Source organism: Mesorhizobium sp. WSM3868 (genome assembly GCF_002294785.1).
Taxonomy (GTDB): domain Bacteria; phylum Pseudomonadota; class Alphaproteobacteria; order Rhizobiales; family Rhizobiaceae; genus Mesorhizobium.
Genome location: NZ_NSGB01000029.1, coordinates 19,736 through 36,435, shown reverse-complemented (window position 1 = coordinate 36,435; position 16,700 = coordinate 19,736). Strand labels below are relative to the sequence as shown.

Below are 16,700 nucleotides of genomic sequence, written 5' to 3'. Positions count from 1 at the left end.
AATGTCTGCACGTACGACCACCGGGAGTTACGCCGCGGGACGCACATCTGAGTCACGGCGAAAGGAACCAGTTCGGCTGCTGTGCGCCGCATCTCGGCCGCAACGATGTTGACTGCAGTTGCCTATAAGCCGACATCTGATTGGGGGTCGCGCTAGACAATCCACGGTGGCGCCATTACGTGCAAGGATCATGAGACCATACTCGGTAGGCCTGCGACTTGGACGATATCTGCCGCAGCCCGATTAAGGCAGGCGCTCGCCATTTCGCGACGCGGCGAAGCTTCTGGTCCGCGATACCCTCCGATCCAGCTATTCGTACCGACCGTTTTCGCCGGAACAACGTTGTTCGAAACATATGCGGAAATCACGTCTGCCATGAGTTCCAAAATTGCATCTTTCGAGGCGTCGTCGGTCATTTCTCTCTGCTCTGATTGACCGTGCATCTTGTTCACTGCGCCACGGCTCTTGACGCGAAGCGTGGCCCAGTCGTGACATCGATGATCTCTGGTGTCGTGCTGTCGACGACGCCGTCCCAGCCGCCGCCGAGCGCCTTGTTCAATGCTATATAGTCGGTGGCGATCGACACTCGGCTTTGGAGCAGAGTGTCGTCGGCTGAGTAGGCCGATCGCTCGGCATCCAGCACATCGAGAAGGCTCGTCTCGCCCGCCTTGTAGAGCGTCCTTTCCAGCCTCGCGGCTTCGCCATAGGATTTCGCGGAAGAGGCGAGCCTGCCGTTTCTGATGCGCTCCTGCGATAGTGAAACCGTTGAGTTCTCCACGTCTTCCAGCGCGGTCAGCACGGCGGCCTTGTATGCAATGAAGTACTGGTCGCGCTGGGCTTTGGCGACGTCGACGGCCGCCCGCAACTGGCCGCCGTTAAACAGCGGCACGCTGAGCGCCGGACCGAACGACCAGCCGATGGTGGAGTTCTTGCCGAGATCGCCGAGCTTGAGGGATGTGGTGCTGATGTCGCCGGTCAGGCTGACGCTCGGATAGCGCGCCGCCTCGGCCTGGCCGATCTTGGCGGTGGACTGCGCATACTGCCGCTCAGCCATGCGCACGTCCGGACGGGTGAGCAGGATGTCGGCCGGGATGCCGGTCGGGATCGGCAGGCGGGGCGCTGGAATCGGCTTGGTGCGCTTCAGCCGCTCGGTAAGGGCCGCCGGCGGCCGGCCAGTCAGCACCGAAAGCCGGTGCACGGCTTCGGCGTAGCTTGCTTCCAGCGTCGGAATCTCCGCTTCCGTGCTGCTTGCCTGTCCCATGGCCTTGGCGACATCTGCCGCCGTCGCGGTGCCGGCCAGGGCCATCGTGCGGGTAAGCTCGGCGGTCTGCCTTTGTGACGCAGCCGAGCGCCGGGCCAGCGCGACGCGGGTCTGATAGCCGCGCGCCTGGATATAGTTGGAGGCGACATCGCCGACCAAGGTCAGTAGGGTCGAGCGCAGGCTTTCCTCGGAAGCGTCGACGCCATAGCTGGCGGCCTCGACGCCGCGGCGGTTCGCGCCAAAGAGGTCGAGTTCCCAGCTGGCATCGAAGCCTGCCTGGTACTGGTCATAGGTTGTGCTGGTCGCCGTGGCCGAGCTGGTTGCTGCGGTCCTATTGCGGGTGGCCGAGGCCGAACCCTCGGCGGATGGTAGCAACTTGCCGACCGACTGGCGGTAGCTTGCCCGCGCCTCGCGGATTTTGGCCTTGGCGGTCGCGACATCGAGATTGCCGGCGACCGCTTCCTCCACGAGCGCGTTCAACTCGGGATCGCGCAGGCGCTGCCACCATTGCGATAGCTGCGCCGGCTTAGCCGGCTTCACCGCCTTCTGCCCGCTCCAACTCGCTGGCATTGCGAGAAGAGACTTTTGGTAATCCGGACCGACGACGCATCCCGAGAGCAGGGCAGCGGCAAACGCGGGCAAAAGAAGCCCCTTCGCGGTCGCGAGACCGCGTTCAAAACCTGGCATGGAAAGAAACCTCTATTCTTGAGTGGCTGTGGCTGGGGTCCCGTCCGTATCCTGCTTGGTCGCCTTGCCCTTGAAGATGCGGCGCACCGTGACGAAGAGAAGCGGCACCAGGAAGACGCCGATCACGGTCGCCGCGATCATGCCGCCCATCACGCCGATGCCGACCGAGTTCTGCGCGCCCGAGCCCGCGCCGCTGGCGATCGCCAGAGGTGTGACGCCGAGGATGAAGGCCAGCGACGTCATCAGGATGGGCCTCAGGCGCTGTCGCGCCGCTTCGAGCGTTGCTTCGACCAGGCCCATGCCTGCCGATTGCCGGTCGATGGCGAACTCGACGATGAGGATGGCGTTCTTCGAGGCAAGGCCGATCGTGGTGAGCAGGCCGACCTTGAAATAGACGTCGTTGGTCTGGCCAAAGAGGGTGGCCGCCGCCAGCGCACCGAAGATGCCGATCGGCACCGACAGCATCACCGCGAAGGGGATCGACCAGCTTTCGTAAAGCGCGGCAAGGCACAGGAACACGACCAGCGCCGAAATCGCGTAGAGCGACATCGCCTGGTTGCCGGAAAGCTTCTCCTGATGCGACAGGCCGGTCCATTCATGCGAATATCCGGCGGGCAGTTGCGCGACCAGCCTGTCGATCTCGTCCATCGCCGCGCCTGAGCTTTGGCCGGCGGCCGCGGCGCCCTGGATCTCGACCGCCGCCGAGCCGTTGTAGCGTTCGAGGCGGGGCGATCCGTAGGTCCAGTGGCTGGAGGCGAAGGCCGAGAACGGCACCATGGCGCCGCTGGAGTTGCGGACCTGCCATTTGTCGAGATCTTCCGGTTGCATACGGAAATCCGCGTCCGACTGCAGATAGACCGGCTTGACCCGTCCCCGATCGATAAAGTCGTTGACGTAGTCGCTGCCCCAGGCGCTCGACAGCGTGTTGTTGATGTCGGCGAGGCTGATGCCCAGCGCGCTGGCCTTTTCCTGGTCGATATCGACCGAAAATTGCGGCTGGTCCTCCTGGCCGTTGGGGCGTGTGTTGGCGAGCAGCGTGCTCTTCCCGGCCAAGCCGAGCAACTGGTTGCGCGTCTGGATCAACGCCTCATGGCCGGCGCCATTGACATCCTGGAGGTAGAAATCGAAGCCGTTGGTGTTGCCGAAACCCTGGATTGCCGGTGGGGCGAGGGCGAAGACTTGGGCATCCCTGATCTTGGAGAAGGCGGCCATGGCGCGGCCGGCGACCGCAGACACGGAAAGAGCCTTGGTCTTGCGCTGGTCGAAATCCTTCATCCGCACGAAGGCGATGCCGACATTCTGCCCGGAGCCGCCGAAGCCGAAGCCGGAAGCCGTGAACACGCCTTCGACCGCGTCCTTCTCCTCGTTGAGATAGTGGTCGGTCACCTGAGCCAGCACGCGCTGGGTGCGGTCCTGCGTCGCGCCGGCCGGCAGTGAAGCGCTGGTGATCAGGATGCCCTGATCCTCATCCGGCAGGAACGAGCTCGGCAGACGGGCGAACATCCAGCCCATGGCAACGACGATGGCGAGGAACACGGCAAGGAAGCGCCAGGAACGGTTGATGATGCCGTGCGAGCCGTCGCGGTAGGCGATGGTGCTGCGATCGAACATGCGGTTGAACCAGCCGAACGGACCCCTTTGCGTCGCATGGTCCTTGGCCGGGCGCAGGATGGTGGCGCAGAGCGCCGGCGTCAGCACCAGTGCCACCAGCACCGAGAGCACCATCGCCGAGACGATGGTGACCGAGAACTGCCGGTAGATGATGCCGGTGGATCCGCCGAAGAAGGCCATCGGCACGAACACGGCCGACAGCACGGTGGCGATGCCGATCAGCGCGCCGGTGATCTCGTTCATCGATTTGCGCGTAGCCTCCTTCGGCGGCAGGCCTTCCTCGTGCATGACGCGCTCGACATTCTCGACCACGACGATGGCGTCGTCGACGAGCAGGCCGATGGCCAAAACCATGGCGAACATGGTGAGCGTGTTGATCGAATAGCCGAAGAAGGAGAGCACGCCGAATGTGCCGAGCAGCACCACCGGCACGGCGATCGTCGGAACGATGGTGGCGCGCAGGTTCTGCAGGAAAAGCAACATCACCAGGAACACCAGCACGATCGCTTCGGCGAGCGTCTTCACCACTTCCTCGATCGAAAGCCGCACGAAGGGTGAAGTGTCATACGGGTAAACAACCTCGACGCCTTGCGGGAAGGTCGAGCTCAGGCGATTGATCGTCGTGCGTACAGCTTCCGCCGTGCTGATCGCGTTCGCGCCGGTCGCCAGGCTGATGGCGACGCCGGCGGCCGGCTTGCCGTTGTAATGGGCTTGGGTGGTGTAGCTTTCGGCGCCGATCTCGACCTTGGCAACATCGTTCAGCCGCACCAGCGAGCCGTCGGTATTGCTCTTCAGGATGATGTTGCGGAACTGCTCGGCGGTCTGCAGCCGGCTCTTCGCCGTCACCGTGGCGTTGAGCTGTTGGCCCTTGCGCGCCGGGAGCCCGCCGAGCTGGCCGGCCGAGACCTGCGTGTTCTGCGCCTCGACGGCCGTGGCGACATCGCTCGGCATCAGCGCGTATTGCGCTAGTTTGTCCGGGTTGAGCCAGATGCGCATGGCATAGCCGGAGCCGAAAAGCTGCGTCGAGCCGACGCCTTCGACACGCTTCAGCGTGTCGTTGACGGTTGAGTCGACATAGTCCGCGAGGTCGGTCGAGTTCATCTTGCCGTCGCTGGAGACGAAGCCGATGACCATCAGGAAGCCGGTCGAGGATTTGGAGACGGTGATGCCGTTGTTCTGGACGACCTGCGGCAGCTGCGACTGCACCAGCTGCAGCTTGTTCTGCGTCTGCACCTGGGCGGTGTCCGCGTTGGCGCCGCTGGTGAAGGTCAGCGTGATCGAGGCCTGTCCGGTCGAGGTCGACGTCGCCGTCATATAGTCGAGATTGTCGATACCGGTCATGCCCTGTTCGATGACCTTGGTCACCGAGTTCTCGACGGTCTGGGCGTCGGCGCCGGGGTAGGTGGCGCTGATGTTGACGGTGGTGGGAGCGATCTGCGGGTATTGCGAGATCGGCAGCGACTGCAGCGCCAAGAGGCCGCCCAGCATGATCACGATGGCGATCACCCAGGCGAAGATCGGCCGGTTGATGAAGAATCCCGACATCGCTTCAGTTCCCGGTTGCGCCAGAGGCCGGCTGCTTGGCGGCACCGGCGGCATTGCCGCCGGTGGCGGTCGCCGAGGCGGAGCTCTGCTTGCGGTCCTTGATCTCGCCGGTCGTTTCGTCGATCGTCACTTCGACCGCTGTCGCGTCGCCTCCGGCGCGCACCAGCTGCAGGCCCTCGACGATGACGCGGTCGCCGTCGCCGACGCCCGAATCCACCAGCCAGTTGTTGCCGACGCCGTTGCGCACGCTGAGCACGCGCTGCTCGACCTTGCCCTGGGCATTGACGACCATGGCCGCCGCCTGGCCCTTGGGGTCGCGGGTGACGCCCCGCTGCGGCACCAGGAAGCTGTTTTGGGCGACGCCTTCCTCAACGATGGCGCGCACATACATGCCAGGCAGCAGCAGGCGGTCGGGATTGGGGAACTGGGCTCTGAGCGCGAAGGTGCCGGTCGACTGGTCGACATTGGCGCCGGCGAACTCCAGCTTGCCGTTCTGCGCGTAGATGGTGCCGTTGTCGAGCTTCAGCTTGACGCTGACATTGGTCCCGCTGAATTTCAGCCGGCCTTCGTTGATCGCCTGGCGCAGATTGAGCAGGTTGGTGCTGGACTGCGTGACATCGACATTGATCGGATCGAGCGAGCGAATGGTGGTCAGCACCGTTTCCTGGTTGGCGGTGACCAGCGCGCCCGGCGTCAGCGAGGATTTGTCGATGCGCCCGGCGATCGGCGCGGTGATCGAGGTGCGATCGAGGCTGATCTTGGCGGTTTCGACGCTGGCCTTGGCGGCTGCGACGTCGGCCTGCGCCTGCGCCAGCGTCGCGGCGGCATCATCGTAATCCTGCTTCGAGACGACGTTCTGCTTCAGCAGCCCGGCATAGCGGTCGAACTTGGCCTGGGCGGTGGGCACCGCGGCTTCAGCCTTCTGCTGCGTCGCGACGGCGCTGTCATAGGCGGCCTGATAGCTCGCCGGGTCGATGACGTAGAGCGGCTGCCCCGCCACCACCTCGGCGCCTTCCTGGAACAGCCGCTGCCGGATGATGCCGTCGACCTGCGGGCGTACCTCGGCCACTAGCGAGGCAGCGGTCCGGCCCGGCAGCTCGGCGGTGATCGCGACCGATTGCGGATGCAGGGTGACGACGCCGACCTCAGGCCTGCCGGCGCCTCCCATGCCGGCGGGCACCTGGCTCTTCTCCTGCGAGCAGGCTGCAAGCAACAGCGCGGCACAAAGCGTTCCTGCCCAGGCAGACAGGCGGCGCGGCCGCGCCAGCGAAAGAGAACGATTAGGCTGGATATGCATTGACAGTTTCTTTCACTGGGGTTGCGGCGCTTGCCTGATCGGTAGCGCCGGGCGCTTCGACCAACAGCTTGCGGAGGTGACGGGCAAGGAACCGCTGGATGTCGTCCATGAAGGTATAGACGACCGGCACATAGACGAGGCTGAGCACGGTCGAGGAGAGGAGCCCGCCGATGACGGCGATCGCCATCGGCGCACGCGTCTCGGCGTCGGCGCCGATGCCGAGCGCGATCGGCAGCATGCCGGCGCCCATGGCGATCGATGTCATGACGATGGGGCGAGCTCGCTTGCGGGCAGCGTCGAGCAGCGCCTCGAAGCGGCTCATGCCGTGCTCCTTCTCGGCGACGAGAGCATACTCGACGAGCAGGATCGAGTTCTTGGCCGCGATGCCCATCAGCATCAGTATGCCGATCAACGGTGAGATGCCGAGCGCCTTGCCGGTAATGAGCAGGAAACCAAGCGCGCCGCCGACCGACAGCGGCAACGCGACCAGGATGGTCACCGGCTGCACGAAGCTGCGGAAGAGCAGCACCAGCGTCAGGTACATCAGGATGATGCCGGCGGCGATTGCGGTGGCGAAGCCGGAAAACAGCTCCTGCATGCGTTGGGCATCGCCGCGCGCAAGCTCATGCACGCCGGCAGGCAGGCTTTTCATGATCGGCAGCGCGCGAATGGCGGTGGTCGCCTGGCCGAGCGTCAGGCCGGAAAGATCGGCCTCGACCGTGGCGCTGCGGCTTCTCTCGACACGGGTGATGCTGTTGGGGCCGGCGTTGAAGCCGATATCGGCGACGGCGCCGAGCGGCACCGTGCCCCTGCTGCCGGTCAGCGGCAGCATGGCGAGCTTCGCCGGATCATCAATGGCGCCGTCGGGCACGGTGACGACGATCGACACCTGACGGTCGCCGAGATTGAATTTCGCCAGGCTGGTGTCGGTGTCGCCGATGGTGGCGATCTTCACCGTCGCGGCGATCTCGGTCGGCGTGACGCCAAGCTCGGCCGCCTTGGCGCTGTCGGGCCGCACGATCAGCTCAGGCTTGGTGGTGGCCGCGGTCGAGGTCGGATTGATTAGCCCGCGAACCGATTTCATGCCGTCGATCAGCGCGTTGCTCGCCCTCTCCAGGGCCGCGCCATCGTCGCCGACCAGCGTGATCGACACCTTGGCGCCGGCGAAGCCGTCGGCGCCGAACTGAATGCGGGCGCCGGGGATGTCGTTGAGCCGAGGCGAGGCCTCGGCCTCGAACTGCTGCTGGCTCATCCTCCGCTCACCGCGCGGCCTGAGGTTGACCGTGACGGTCGCGGTGCGCACTTCGGCCGAGCTCGAGCTTTGGTTGGGACCGCCGCCCGAAGAAGCAGCCGTGCCGATCGTGGCAAACACGCTGTCGACGGCCGGCTCCTTCTCTAGCCGCCTGGTGATGTCCTGCACCACCGCCGTGGTCTGCTCGATGGTCGAGCCGGGCTGCAACTCGACCGAGATCATCGAGCGGCCGCGGTCGGCCGCCGCCATGAACTCGGTCGGCAGCCGGGTCGCCAGCAGCATCGAACCGGCGAAGAAGGCAATACCGGCCAGCAATGTGATCCAGCGGTAATCGAGCGCGTTGCGCAGCAGCCACAGATACGTCGGCACCCAGGCAGGCAAATCGTCCTCGTCATGGCCGCCGGCGCGCACCAGATAGGCGCCCATCAGTGGGGTGAGCATGCGCGCCACCAAGAGCGAAAACAGCACCGAAACGCAGACGGCGACGGCGAAGGAGAAGAAGAATTTGCCGGGAATGCCGGGCATGAAGGCAACGGGCAGGAACACGGCGACGATGGTCGCGGTGGTCGCCACAACGGCGAGGCCGATCTCGTCCGCCGCTTCGATTGCCGCCTGGTAGGCGCTGATGCCAGTCTGGCGCATATGGCGCACGATGTTCTCGATCTCGACGATGGCATCGTCGACAAGGACGCCGACGACCAGCGAAAGCGCCAGCAGCGTGATGTTGTTGAGCGAGATGTCGAAGGCCGCCATCACCGCGAAGGTCGGGATCAGCGACAGCGGCATCGCCACCGCCGAGACCAGCGTCGCCCTGATGTCGCGCAGGAACAGCCAGACCACGCCGATGGCGAGCAGCGCGCCGAGCCACAAGGCTTCGAAGGCGGCGTCGTAGCTTTCCTGGACGAAGCCGGACGAGGAGGTGATCTCGGTGAATCTTGCCTGCGTGGTCTTGGCGCCCATTTCGGCGATCGCGGCACGGGCGGCCTTGACCACGTCGATCTCGCTCGAGCCGACCGACCTGTAGACATTGAAGGCGACGACCTGCCTGCCGTCGAGATAGGCGGCCTGGCGCGGCTTTTGCCAGCTGTCGACGACAGTGCCGAGGTCGGAGAGCTTGACGCCGCCGGCGCCGCTCAGCGCGATGCGTGTGTCGGCCAGCGCCTCGACGGTCGTTGCGCTGGCGAGCGTGCGCACCGACTGCTCCTGGCCGCCGATATTGGCGCGGCCGCCCGGCTGGTTGACGTTGTTGGAGGCGAGCGTCTGGCTGACATCGCCGGCGCTGATGCCGAGAGCCGCAAGCCGGTCGGGGTCGAGCTCGACGCGGATGACGCGGTCGACGCCGCCGGAACGGGTGATCTTGGAGACGCCGTCGACACCGAGCAGGACCTTGGCGACGTCATTGTCGATGTACCAGCTCAGCGCATCGGGCGACATGGTCGGCGCCTCGACGACGAAGGTGAGCACCGAATTGCCCGTGGCGTTGACCTTCGCCACGACCGGCGTCTGGGCCGCGGCCGGCAGGCTGGACTGCACGCCGGAGACGGCGTTGCGGACATCATTGGTGGCAGTCTCGGGATCGGTGCCAAGGGTGAATTCGACCGTGGTGACGGAAGAGCCCTCGCTGATCGAGGTCGACACGTCGTCGACGCCTTCGAGGGTCGCGACCGCGTTCTCGATGACGCGCGCCACCTGGACTTCCATTTCGCTCGGCGCCGCTCCCGGCTGCGCCACCGTGACGGTGACGGTCGGCAAGTCGATGTCGGGCATGTTGTTGGTGCGCAGATGCATGAAGCCGTAGACGCCGGCAACGCTGAGCGACAAGAACAGCACGATGGTCGGAACCGGATTGCGGATCGACCAGGAGGAGATGGCGTTCATTGCGCCGGCTCCGCCGCGCTTGCGGCATCGGCCGCCTTAGTCTCGTCGTCGGCGACACGCACCAGATTGCCGTCGTTGAGGAAGCCGGCGCCGGCGACGACGACGCGGTCGCCTTCCGACAAGCCGCTTTCGATGGCGACGCGGCCGTTCTGGCGCGTGCCCGTGACGACTGGACGCTCGGTGACCTTGCCGTCATCGCCGACGACGAACACAGCCGGTTTGCCGGCATGCCAGACCAAGGCCCTTTCGGCGACACTCAGCTGCCGGGACGCAGCCGTCTCGATCGTGACGCGGGCGAACATGCCGGGCTTAAGGCCCGAGCCGTCGCCGACGGCGACATAGACGGTGCCGAGCCGGGTGGTCGCGTTGACCGTCTCGGCTACCTGGGAAACGCTGCCGGAAAAAGCGCGGCCGGATGCATCGACGATGTTCGCCGGCTGACCGGCCGAGATTGCCGTCAGGACCTTTTCAGGGACAAGGACGCCGACCTCCAGCCTGCCGTCGCGGACGATCTTCATCAGCTCGGTACCGGCCTGGACGATGGAGCCTGTCACAGCCGGCTTGCTGGAGACGATGCCGTCGAACGGGGCACGGATCGTCGTCCTATCGAGTTGGGCCTGTAGCCGCTCGGCCGCGGCTTGGGCCTGATCGACCCCGGCCTTGCCGGTCTTGACGGCGGTCGCCTTGTCCTCGGCGGTTTCAACGCTGACGGCGTTGCTGGCGAGCAGCTTGTTGGCTCGCGCGGCGGCCGACAGCGCCGAATCGAGGGTTGCCTGAGCTTGCTCGACGGCTGCCTTCTGCTCGGCGAGCTGTGCCTTGAGCAGCAAGTCGTCCAACCGCGCGACGACATCGCCGGCCTTCACATGATCGCCCTCGGCCACCAGAACCTCGGTCAGGCGCAGGCCGCTTTCTTCGGCGCCGATCGTCGCTTCCTGCCATGCAGCCACCGTGCCGGTTGCGCTGACCGACGATGTCACCGTCTGGGGGACCACCTTCTCCACCGAAACGGTGAGCGTCGCTGCCGGCGCAGGCGTCTGCGCCGCCGGCTCGGGCGTGGCGCGGCCATAAGCCTTGAGCGCTGCGACGGCGGCCAGCGCGACCAGCAAGGCCGCCAGAAGAAGATGTCTTTTACGCAATTTTGCGGTCATGATTTTCAGTGCTTGAAGACGAGATCGGAAGCGGCAGGCGGTAGGCGGCGCAGCTCAACCGGATCGCCCCTTTCAGCGCCTGCTTCGACAGGATCTGTTGCCTGGCACCGGCGCCGGAGCCGATCGGCAAGGGCGAGCCCCGCGAGGTAAGCAGCCGCAGCATCATCAGGGCTTCCCACATCATCATGCGCTCCAAGACGGCGGTCGCGCGGACGCGTCCGCCAATTCGCAAGAGAACCGGCCGGCCCGTGAACGGGTGGATCAGCGGACCGGCCGGCGCAGACGGTCAGAGTTGCTCGCCATTCCGGGGTAGGGGTGGCTGAAGCTGTCCGTGCGGACCTCCGGGGCCGGCTGCGTCGTCCGGCGGATTGCCCCATGGACCGGGGGGCGGGCCGTGCGGCCGATCCGCCGAAGCGAGGATTTCGAGCTGTTCGGGCGTCAGCTTGGTGCGCAGCACGGCGATCGCATCCTTCAGCTTGGCGGCCGAAGCCGCGCGTTTGGTGACCTCGTCGGCCAGGCGCTCCTGGAAGGCGAAGGGATCGCGTTGCGCCTGGCCGGGGCCGCCGGGGGAATCCGGCCCGCCCGCCTCGGGACCGCCGGGAGCGCCGGGGCCACGGTCGAACCGCGGAGGCGCCAGCACCGCCTGCAGCGCGCTGGTATAGTCGCGCCAGGCATCGAGCTGCCCGGACCGGATGCCGATGCGGGTCTCGAGGGCCGAGAGCCGGGCGGCAAGCATTTCCGGCGGCGGCGGTCCCATGCGGCGGAAGCCGAAGCCTTCCGGCGCTTGCGGCCCGTGCCGCATCGGCCCAGGCGGGCGAGGCCAGGACATCGGCCCCGGGCCCGTGTCGTCCTTCTGATTGATGGCCGGCGGCTCGTCGCCCGGTGCGGCGCCGGGATCGGGCTGAGCGGCCAGCACGGGATGGATGGCCGCGACCGAAAACAGGCCGAGCGCCAAGAGTTTGCTTCGCATGACGTGATCCTTTGCTTGCGTGCTTCGGATGGCTGGAGGATAGGAGGCGTCTTTTGCCCCTTCGCGTCGCGGCATTGCCGAAGGTTTCCGGAAAAAGGAGATTTGTTTCCGAATGTTTCCAACGGCTTTGCGGAAACGTTCCGTTGCAATTTTCCGTGCCGCTTGGCGGCGTCGCTCCCTATAATCAGGGACGAAAAGGCAAGCGGGCGAAGAATGCAGACACAATCCCACATCCTCGTCGTCGACGACGACCGCGAGATCAGGACGCTGCTTGGGCGCTATCTCGACGCACAGGGATTTCGTGTCTCAGTGGCGGCGGACCGGCGCGAATGCGAGCACAAGCTTGGCTCCGGCCAGTTCGACCTCATCGTGCTCGACGTCATGCTGCCTGACGGCTCCGGTCTCGACATCTGCCGGAGCCTGCGGGACCGGAAGCCGCATATCCCGGTCATCCTGCTGACCGCGCTGAAGGAGGATGTCGACCGCATCATCGGGCTGGAGCTCGGCGCCGACGACTACCTCGGCAAGCCGTTCAATCCGCGCGAGCTTACGGCTCGCATCCGGGCGGTGCTCAGGCGCTCGGCGCCGGACGAAGTCGCCCCGCCCAAGGTTCGCGTCTATCATTTCGCCGGTTACCGGCTGGAGCCGGACACGCGCAGTGTGATGAACGCCGACGGAGCCCTGATCGATCTGACCGGCGCCGAGTTCGACCTGCTGCAGGTCTTTCTCGACCGGCCGGGGCGGCTTTTGTCGCGCGACCAGCTGCTCGATCTGACGCAAGGGCGCGAGCGCGAGCCGCTCGACCGGTCCGTCGACGTGCTGATGAGCCGGCTGCGCCGGAAGTTCGCCGAGGCGGGCGAGGAGAACCTGTTCAAGACCGTGCGCAATGGTGGCTATCAACTGACCGCGCGCGTCGAAACGGCGGAGACCGGGGCATGACCTCGCTGCGCCGGCGGCTGATCATCCTTCTGGTCGTTTCGATCCTGGGCGTGGTCGGGCTTGCCACCTTCGTCGCCGTCAAGGTGCTCGGTGGGCCGTCGCCGGAGCTGACCATGGGGCCGCTGGCGCACCAGATACAGTACATGGTGCAGCTGGTTCCCGGCCATGTGCCGGGCAGCGGCGATGCGCCGGTGACGATCAGCGATCGTCCGGCGCCGGGTTTCGAGGACCGCAAGCACACGCGAGTGCTGAACGACATGCTGCGCCAGAACGGCCTCGATGTTCCGGCCGTCGTCAGCCGCAATGCCGGGCAACCTGGGATGGTCGCCTCTGTCGCGTTGCCCGATCATCGCTTTATGATCGTCACTGTCCCCGACTTGGGCCCGCCGCGCGATGTCTGGTATGTTTTCGCCGGCTGGATGGCGCTGATCGTGCTCGGCGCGACGCCGGTGTCGATCTATTTCACCGGCGTGCTGGTGCGGCCGCTCGAAATGCTCGAAGCCGCCGTCAGCAAGATCGGCTCGGACGGGGTGCTGGCGACCTTGCCGGAAAAAGGCCCGGTTGAGGTGAGGGCCACCGCCCATGCGCTCAACGAACTGTCGGCAAGATTGAGAACGGCGATGGAAAGCCGCATGCGGCTGGTGGCCGCCGCCGGCCACGATCTCAGGACCCCAATGACTAGGATGCGGCTCCGCGCCGAGTTCCTCGAAGAGGACCGCGAGAAGTGGCTGAGCGACCTCGACGAGCTTGACCGGATCGCCGACAGCGCCATCCGCTTGGTGCGCGAGGAGGTCAACCAGGACGCGGTTGAGCCGGTGGCCCTGGACACGCTGGTTCGCGATATCGAAGTCGAGATGGTCTCGCTCGGTCATGCGGTGACGATCGACCATCTCGACCATGTGTCGGTCAAAGCCGGCGCGCTTGGCTTGCGCCGGGCGCTGCGCAACCTGATCGTCAACGCCGCCACGCATGGCAAGAACTGCACGGTCTCGCTATCCGGGCAAGGCAACCGAGCGGTTCTCACCATCGCCGACCGCGGCCCCGGCATTCCGCCGGACCTCTTGAACAAAGCCTTCGAGCCGTTCTTCCGGGTCGACCCGGCGCGCATGCAGTTCATTCCCGGCGCAGGACTTGGGCTTGCGATCGCTAAGGAGATCATCGAGCGTTATGGCGGATCGATAAGGCTTGAGAACAGGCAGGGGGGCGGGCTGGTGCAGACGATCATCTTTTCCCGGGAGTAGAACACGAGCCAACGGTACCATCGGCTCCCTCGATAAACCTATGATGTCACGTCATCCCAGGGCTCGATCTGTCGACAGGGAAAAGGCGCGACTTACGCGCCACGTTCCAGCCCGGTCTCGCGCGCGCCGGCGGTGGCAGAGCTGGCGAGCCTATCTGTGCAAGAACGTGGGGCTCTGCTCGTCTCGGAAGTGAACTCTTCGCTGAAGCCGCTATTTGCCCGCAGTATTTCTCCGCCCATGCGCCCTTTCCAGACATTTTGTGTAGCAGTCGTATCGCGAGAAGAAGGCGAAGGTCTTTGAAACGCTCTCCTATTTCGACTGCGTCAACTTCGCCCGGCAGTGCAAGGCAGCGGCGCTGTTTTCGGTGGCCCTGATGGACGAAGTCTGCCCGCCCTCTACCGTTTATGGCGCGTTCAATGCCTACGATGGCGAAAAGACCATCGTACAGTACGAATTCAACAACCATGAAGGCGGGCAGGGCTATCAGGAGCGCGAACAGATGGCGTGGCTGAGCGGGCTGTTCGGTGTCGGCTGACGCGAGCGGCCCAGCACTAAGCGTTTCGCCTCGCAGCGCGCCTCTGCTTGGCCGCGCAATCTAAGCTCCAACGGCTATCAGCCGCCCCTGTTGCTCTACGCGCTTCCATTCTGCAGCAGCACCCGGGCATACGCTTCGAGGGCCTACCCAACCTAGCCGCTCAACGATGCTGAAGCAGCTTTAACAGCCGCCCTGGCCGAGCCCGCGTGGGTTTGGATGGCATCGGCTCCCCTGCTCGGTGTCAGCTTACTCAGTCCTCTGCCCGAGGACCGGACAGGCAGCAAGCGGTCCCCCCAATCCCATCCGAGTCAGTATCTCGCGTTGCTCCCGTGGCCAATCATGGCCGAAGGAGAAACCAAATGGGACATTCTCACTATGACCTCACCGCTCCCGATCGCCGCGCGTGGAACGCGGGCAAGAAGGTCGGAACGAAACGGCCGTTGAAACCTCGACAGATATGGGCGATCCGGTTCTTTCTCGACCGAGAGCGGCGATTGCGCGATCGAGCCCTCTTCGATCTGGCAATCGACAGCAAGTTGCGCGGCTGCGACCTGGTGAAGATCAAGATCGGCACCTTGGTTCTCGGGTCGGAAATTCGTACCCGCGCGATGGTCGTGCAAAAGAAGACAGGCCGACCGGTTCAGTTCGAGTTGATGAGCGATGCACGCTCCAGTCTTCTCGGATGGTTAGAACGGCGCGGCGGCACGGTCGACGATTATGCGTTCCCGAGCAGGATCGACCCAAAGCGTCACATGAGCACGAGGCAGTATGCCCGCCTCGTGGACGAATGGGTTGTGGCGATCGGACTTCGACCTCAGGAATACGGAACGCATTCGCTGCGGCGTACCAAAGCGTCGATCATTTACAAGACGACAGGTAACCTCCGCGCTGTTCAGACTGGGCCACACCAAAATCGAGAACACAGTCCGGTATCTCGGCGTCGATGTAGAAGATGCCCTCGAACTCGCCGAGGCCACGGAAGTCTAACCAGAAGCGGCTCCATTTCCGAGTGAAGCCGCGGATGCTAAGCGCCCGATACCTGCCGTTAAAGCTAAGGTTGCTCGGCCTTACAAGCGGACATCGGATGATCCGCCGTAAGGGGGATTTAAAGTAGCGTTTCGCTTCGCCTCGGAAGGCGAGAGAAAGCGTACGATCATTCGTCGGACCGGCTGACGACCAGATGAGAGTCGATTTTCCGCTCTCCCCTTGTCATTCGGAAAATCGTTCCTGTCTTATTCTATAAGCTAAGTAGATTTTGAGCCGACGCTCTGGATAGAGCGGGCAATCGAGGGGTGAACCCTCCGCTCAAAGGATCGATCTCATGCGAAAACTGATTTCCGCCGCCCTGGTCGCGCTCGCAGCGGTGGCCACTTCTGGAATGGCTCATGCCGACCAGAAGAAGGTCGTCATTGCTTACCAAACCGGGGCTAATCCCTATAACCTTGGTATCGCCAACGGCGACCTTGCCAGGAAGACCGGGTGGAACATCGAATTCCGCCGTTTCAATTCCGGTGCCGACATTTTCGCAGCCATCGCATCCGGCGACGTCCAGCTCGGCGATGTCGGATCGAGCCCGTTCTCGGCTGCCGTCAGCAAGGGCCTCGACGTGAAGGCGTTCTACATCTCGTCCGTCTCGCGCGACGGCGAGGCGCTGGTGGTGCGGCCAGAAATCAAGTCGCCGGCGGACCTGCGCGGCAAGAAGCTCGCTGCGGCGCCGGTCTCGACTGACCATTACCAGCTTCTGGCCGTGCTCAAGCAGGAAGGCATCTCCGAGAAGGAAACCCAGGTTATCGCCATTCCGCAGCCCGAGATCGTCGCGGCCTGGAAGCGCGGCGACATCGACGGCGGCTTCGTCTGGGATCCGGCACTTTCTGAGCTGAAGAAGAACGGCAAGGTCCTGCTCACTGCCGGCCAAGTCGCTGATCGCGGCGCGCCCACCTTCAGCGCGCTGGTCGTCACCGGCGCATTCGCCAAGGCCAATCCGGAGTTCCTCGGCCAGTATGTCAGGCTGATCGACGGCTACAACCAGGCCTATCTGAGCAACCCGGCCGCCTGGGGGCCAGACTCCGAGAGCGCCAAGCTCATCGCGAAATTGCAGGGCGGCACGGCGGCCGAGAACTCGGAGCAGTTGAAGACGACGGTCGTGCCGCCGCTCGACGAACAGGTCTCAGACAAATGGCTGGGCGGCGGCGAGAAGAGCGCGGTCGCGAAAATCCTCAAGGACACTGCGAGCTTCCTGAAGGACCAGCACAAGATCACCTCGATCAAGGACAGCTACGCGGCCTTCGCCGATCCGCAATATGCGGCAGTGGCCAAGGCCTCGAACTAGCAATCCC

General features: G+C 64.8%; 11 protein-coding genes and 2 pseudogenes. 5 read left to right on the top strand and 8 right to left on the bottom strand.

Annotated features, from left to right (window positions below; genetic code table 11):
• Positions 1 to 188: 188 nt before the first annotated feature.
• The 8 genes from CK221_RS30485 to CK221_RS28570 all read right to left on the bottom strand — a co-directional run bounded on the left by CK221_RS30485 (position 189) and on the right by CK221_RS28570 (position 11,649).
• A complete protein-coding gene (locus tag CK221_RS30485; RefSeq protein ID WP_176478034.1) occupies positions 189 to 416 on the bottom strand; it encodes a hypothetical protein in 228 nt (75 codons plus the stop codon).
• Between the two features lie 32 nt (positions 417 to 448).
• The gene (locus CK221_RS28600; RefSeq protein WP_095780147.1) at positions 449 to 1,948 is read right to left on the bottom strand and encodes an efflux transporter outer membrane subunit; all 1,500 of its coding nucleotides are present in this window, start codon (positions 1,946 to 1,948) and stop codon (positions 449 to 451) included.
• 12 nt (positions 1,949 to 1,960) lie between these two features.
• A complete protein-coding gene (locus tag CK221_RS28595; RefSeq protein WP_095780146.1) occupies positions 1,961 to 5,104 on the bottom strand; it encodes an efflux RND transporter permease subunit in 3,144 nt (1,047 codons plus the stop codon).
• A gap of 4 nt (positions 5,105 to 5,108) precedes the next feature.
• Positions 5,109 to 6,401: an efflux RND transporter periplasmic adaptor subunit gene (locus tag CK221_RS28590; RefSeq protein ID WP_095780145.1), complete on the bottom strand. Its 1,293-nt coding sequence runs from the start codon at positions 6,399 to 6,401 to the stop codon at positions 5,109 to 5,111.
• On the bottom strand, positions 6,385 to 9,531 hold the full coding sequence (locus tag CK221_RS28585) for an efflux RND transporter permease subunit (protein ID WP_210200046.1): 3,147 nt from the start codon (positions 9,529 to 9,531) through the stop codon (positions 6,385 to 6,387). The genes CK221_RS28590 and CK221_RS28585 overlap by 17 nt, the downstream gene beginning before the upstream one ends.
• Positions 9,528 to 10,667, bottom strand: coding sequence for an efflux RND transporter periplasmic adaptor subunit (locus CK221_RS28580; RefSeq protein WP_179295222.1), 1,140 nt, complete (start codon positions 10,665 to 10,667; stop codon positions 9,528 to 9,530). The genes CK221_RS28585 and CK221_RS28580 overlap by 4 nt, the downstream gene beginning before the upstream one ends.
• Positions 10,660 to 10,845, bottom strand: coding sequence for a hypothetical protein (locus CK221_RS28575; RefSeq protein ID WP_245430771.1), 186 nt, complete (start codon positions 10,843 to 10,845; stop codon positions 10,660 to 10,662). Before CK221_RS28575 ends, CK221_RS28580 begins: the two co-directional genes overlap by 8 nt.
• Positions 10,846 to 10,965: 120 nt before the next feature.
• Complete coding sequence (locus CK221_RS28570; RefSeq protein WP_095780151.1) at positions 10,966 to 11,649, bottom strand: hypothetical protein; 684 nt, start codon at positions 11,647 to 11,649, stop codon at positions 10,966 to 10,968.
• A 213-nt stretch (positions 11,650 to 11,862) separates the two neighbouring features.
• On the opposite strand from CK221_RS28570, the gene CK221_RS28565 reads away from it, so the two are divergent.
• From CK221_RS28565 to CK221_RS28545, 5 genes and pseudogenes are all read left to right on the top strand, one after another.
• Positions 11,863 to 12,588 carry a response regulator gene (locus CK221_RS28565; RefSeq protein ID WP_095780143.1) on the top strand — a complete coding sequence of 242 codons (726 nt, stop codon included), beginning with the start codon at positions 11,863 to 11,865 and terminating at the stop codon, positions 12,586 to 12,588.
• Positions 12,585 to 13,829 (top strand): ATP-binding protein, encoded by a 1,245-nt coding sequence (locus CK221_RS28560; protein ID WP_095780142.1) that lies wholly within the window; start codon positions 12,585 to 12,587, stop codon positions 13,827 to 13,829. The genes CK221_RS28565 and CK221_RS28560 overlap by 4 nt, the downstream gene beginning before the upstream one ends.
• A gap of 283 nt (positions 13,830 to 14,112) precedes the next feature.
• Positions 14,113 to 14,364: pseudogene (locus tag CK221_RS28555) on the top strand (acetylxylan esterase); the annotation flags it as partial.
• Between the two features lie 359 nt (positions 14,365 to 14,723).
• A pseudogene (locus CK221_RS28550) lies at positions 14,724 to 15,351 on the top strand (tyrosine-type recombinase/integrase).
• 334 nt (positions 15,352 to 15,685) lie between these two features.
• On the top strand, positions 15,686 to 16,693 hold the full coding sequence (locus CK221_RS28545) for an ABC transporter substrate-binding protein (protein WP_095780141.1): 1,008 nt from the start codon (positions 15,686 to 15,688) through the stop codon (positions 16,691 to 16,693).
• Positions 16,694 to 16,700: the final 7 nt, after the last annotated feature.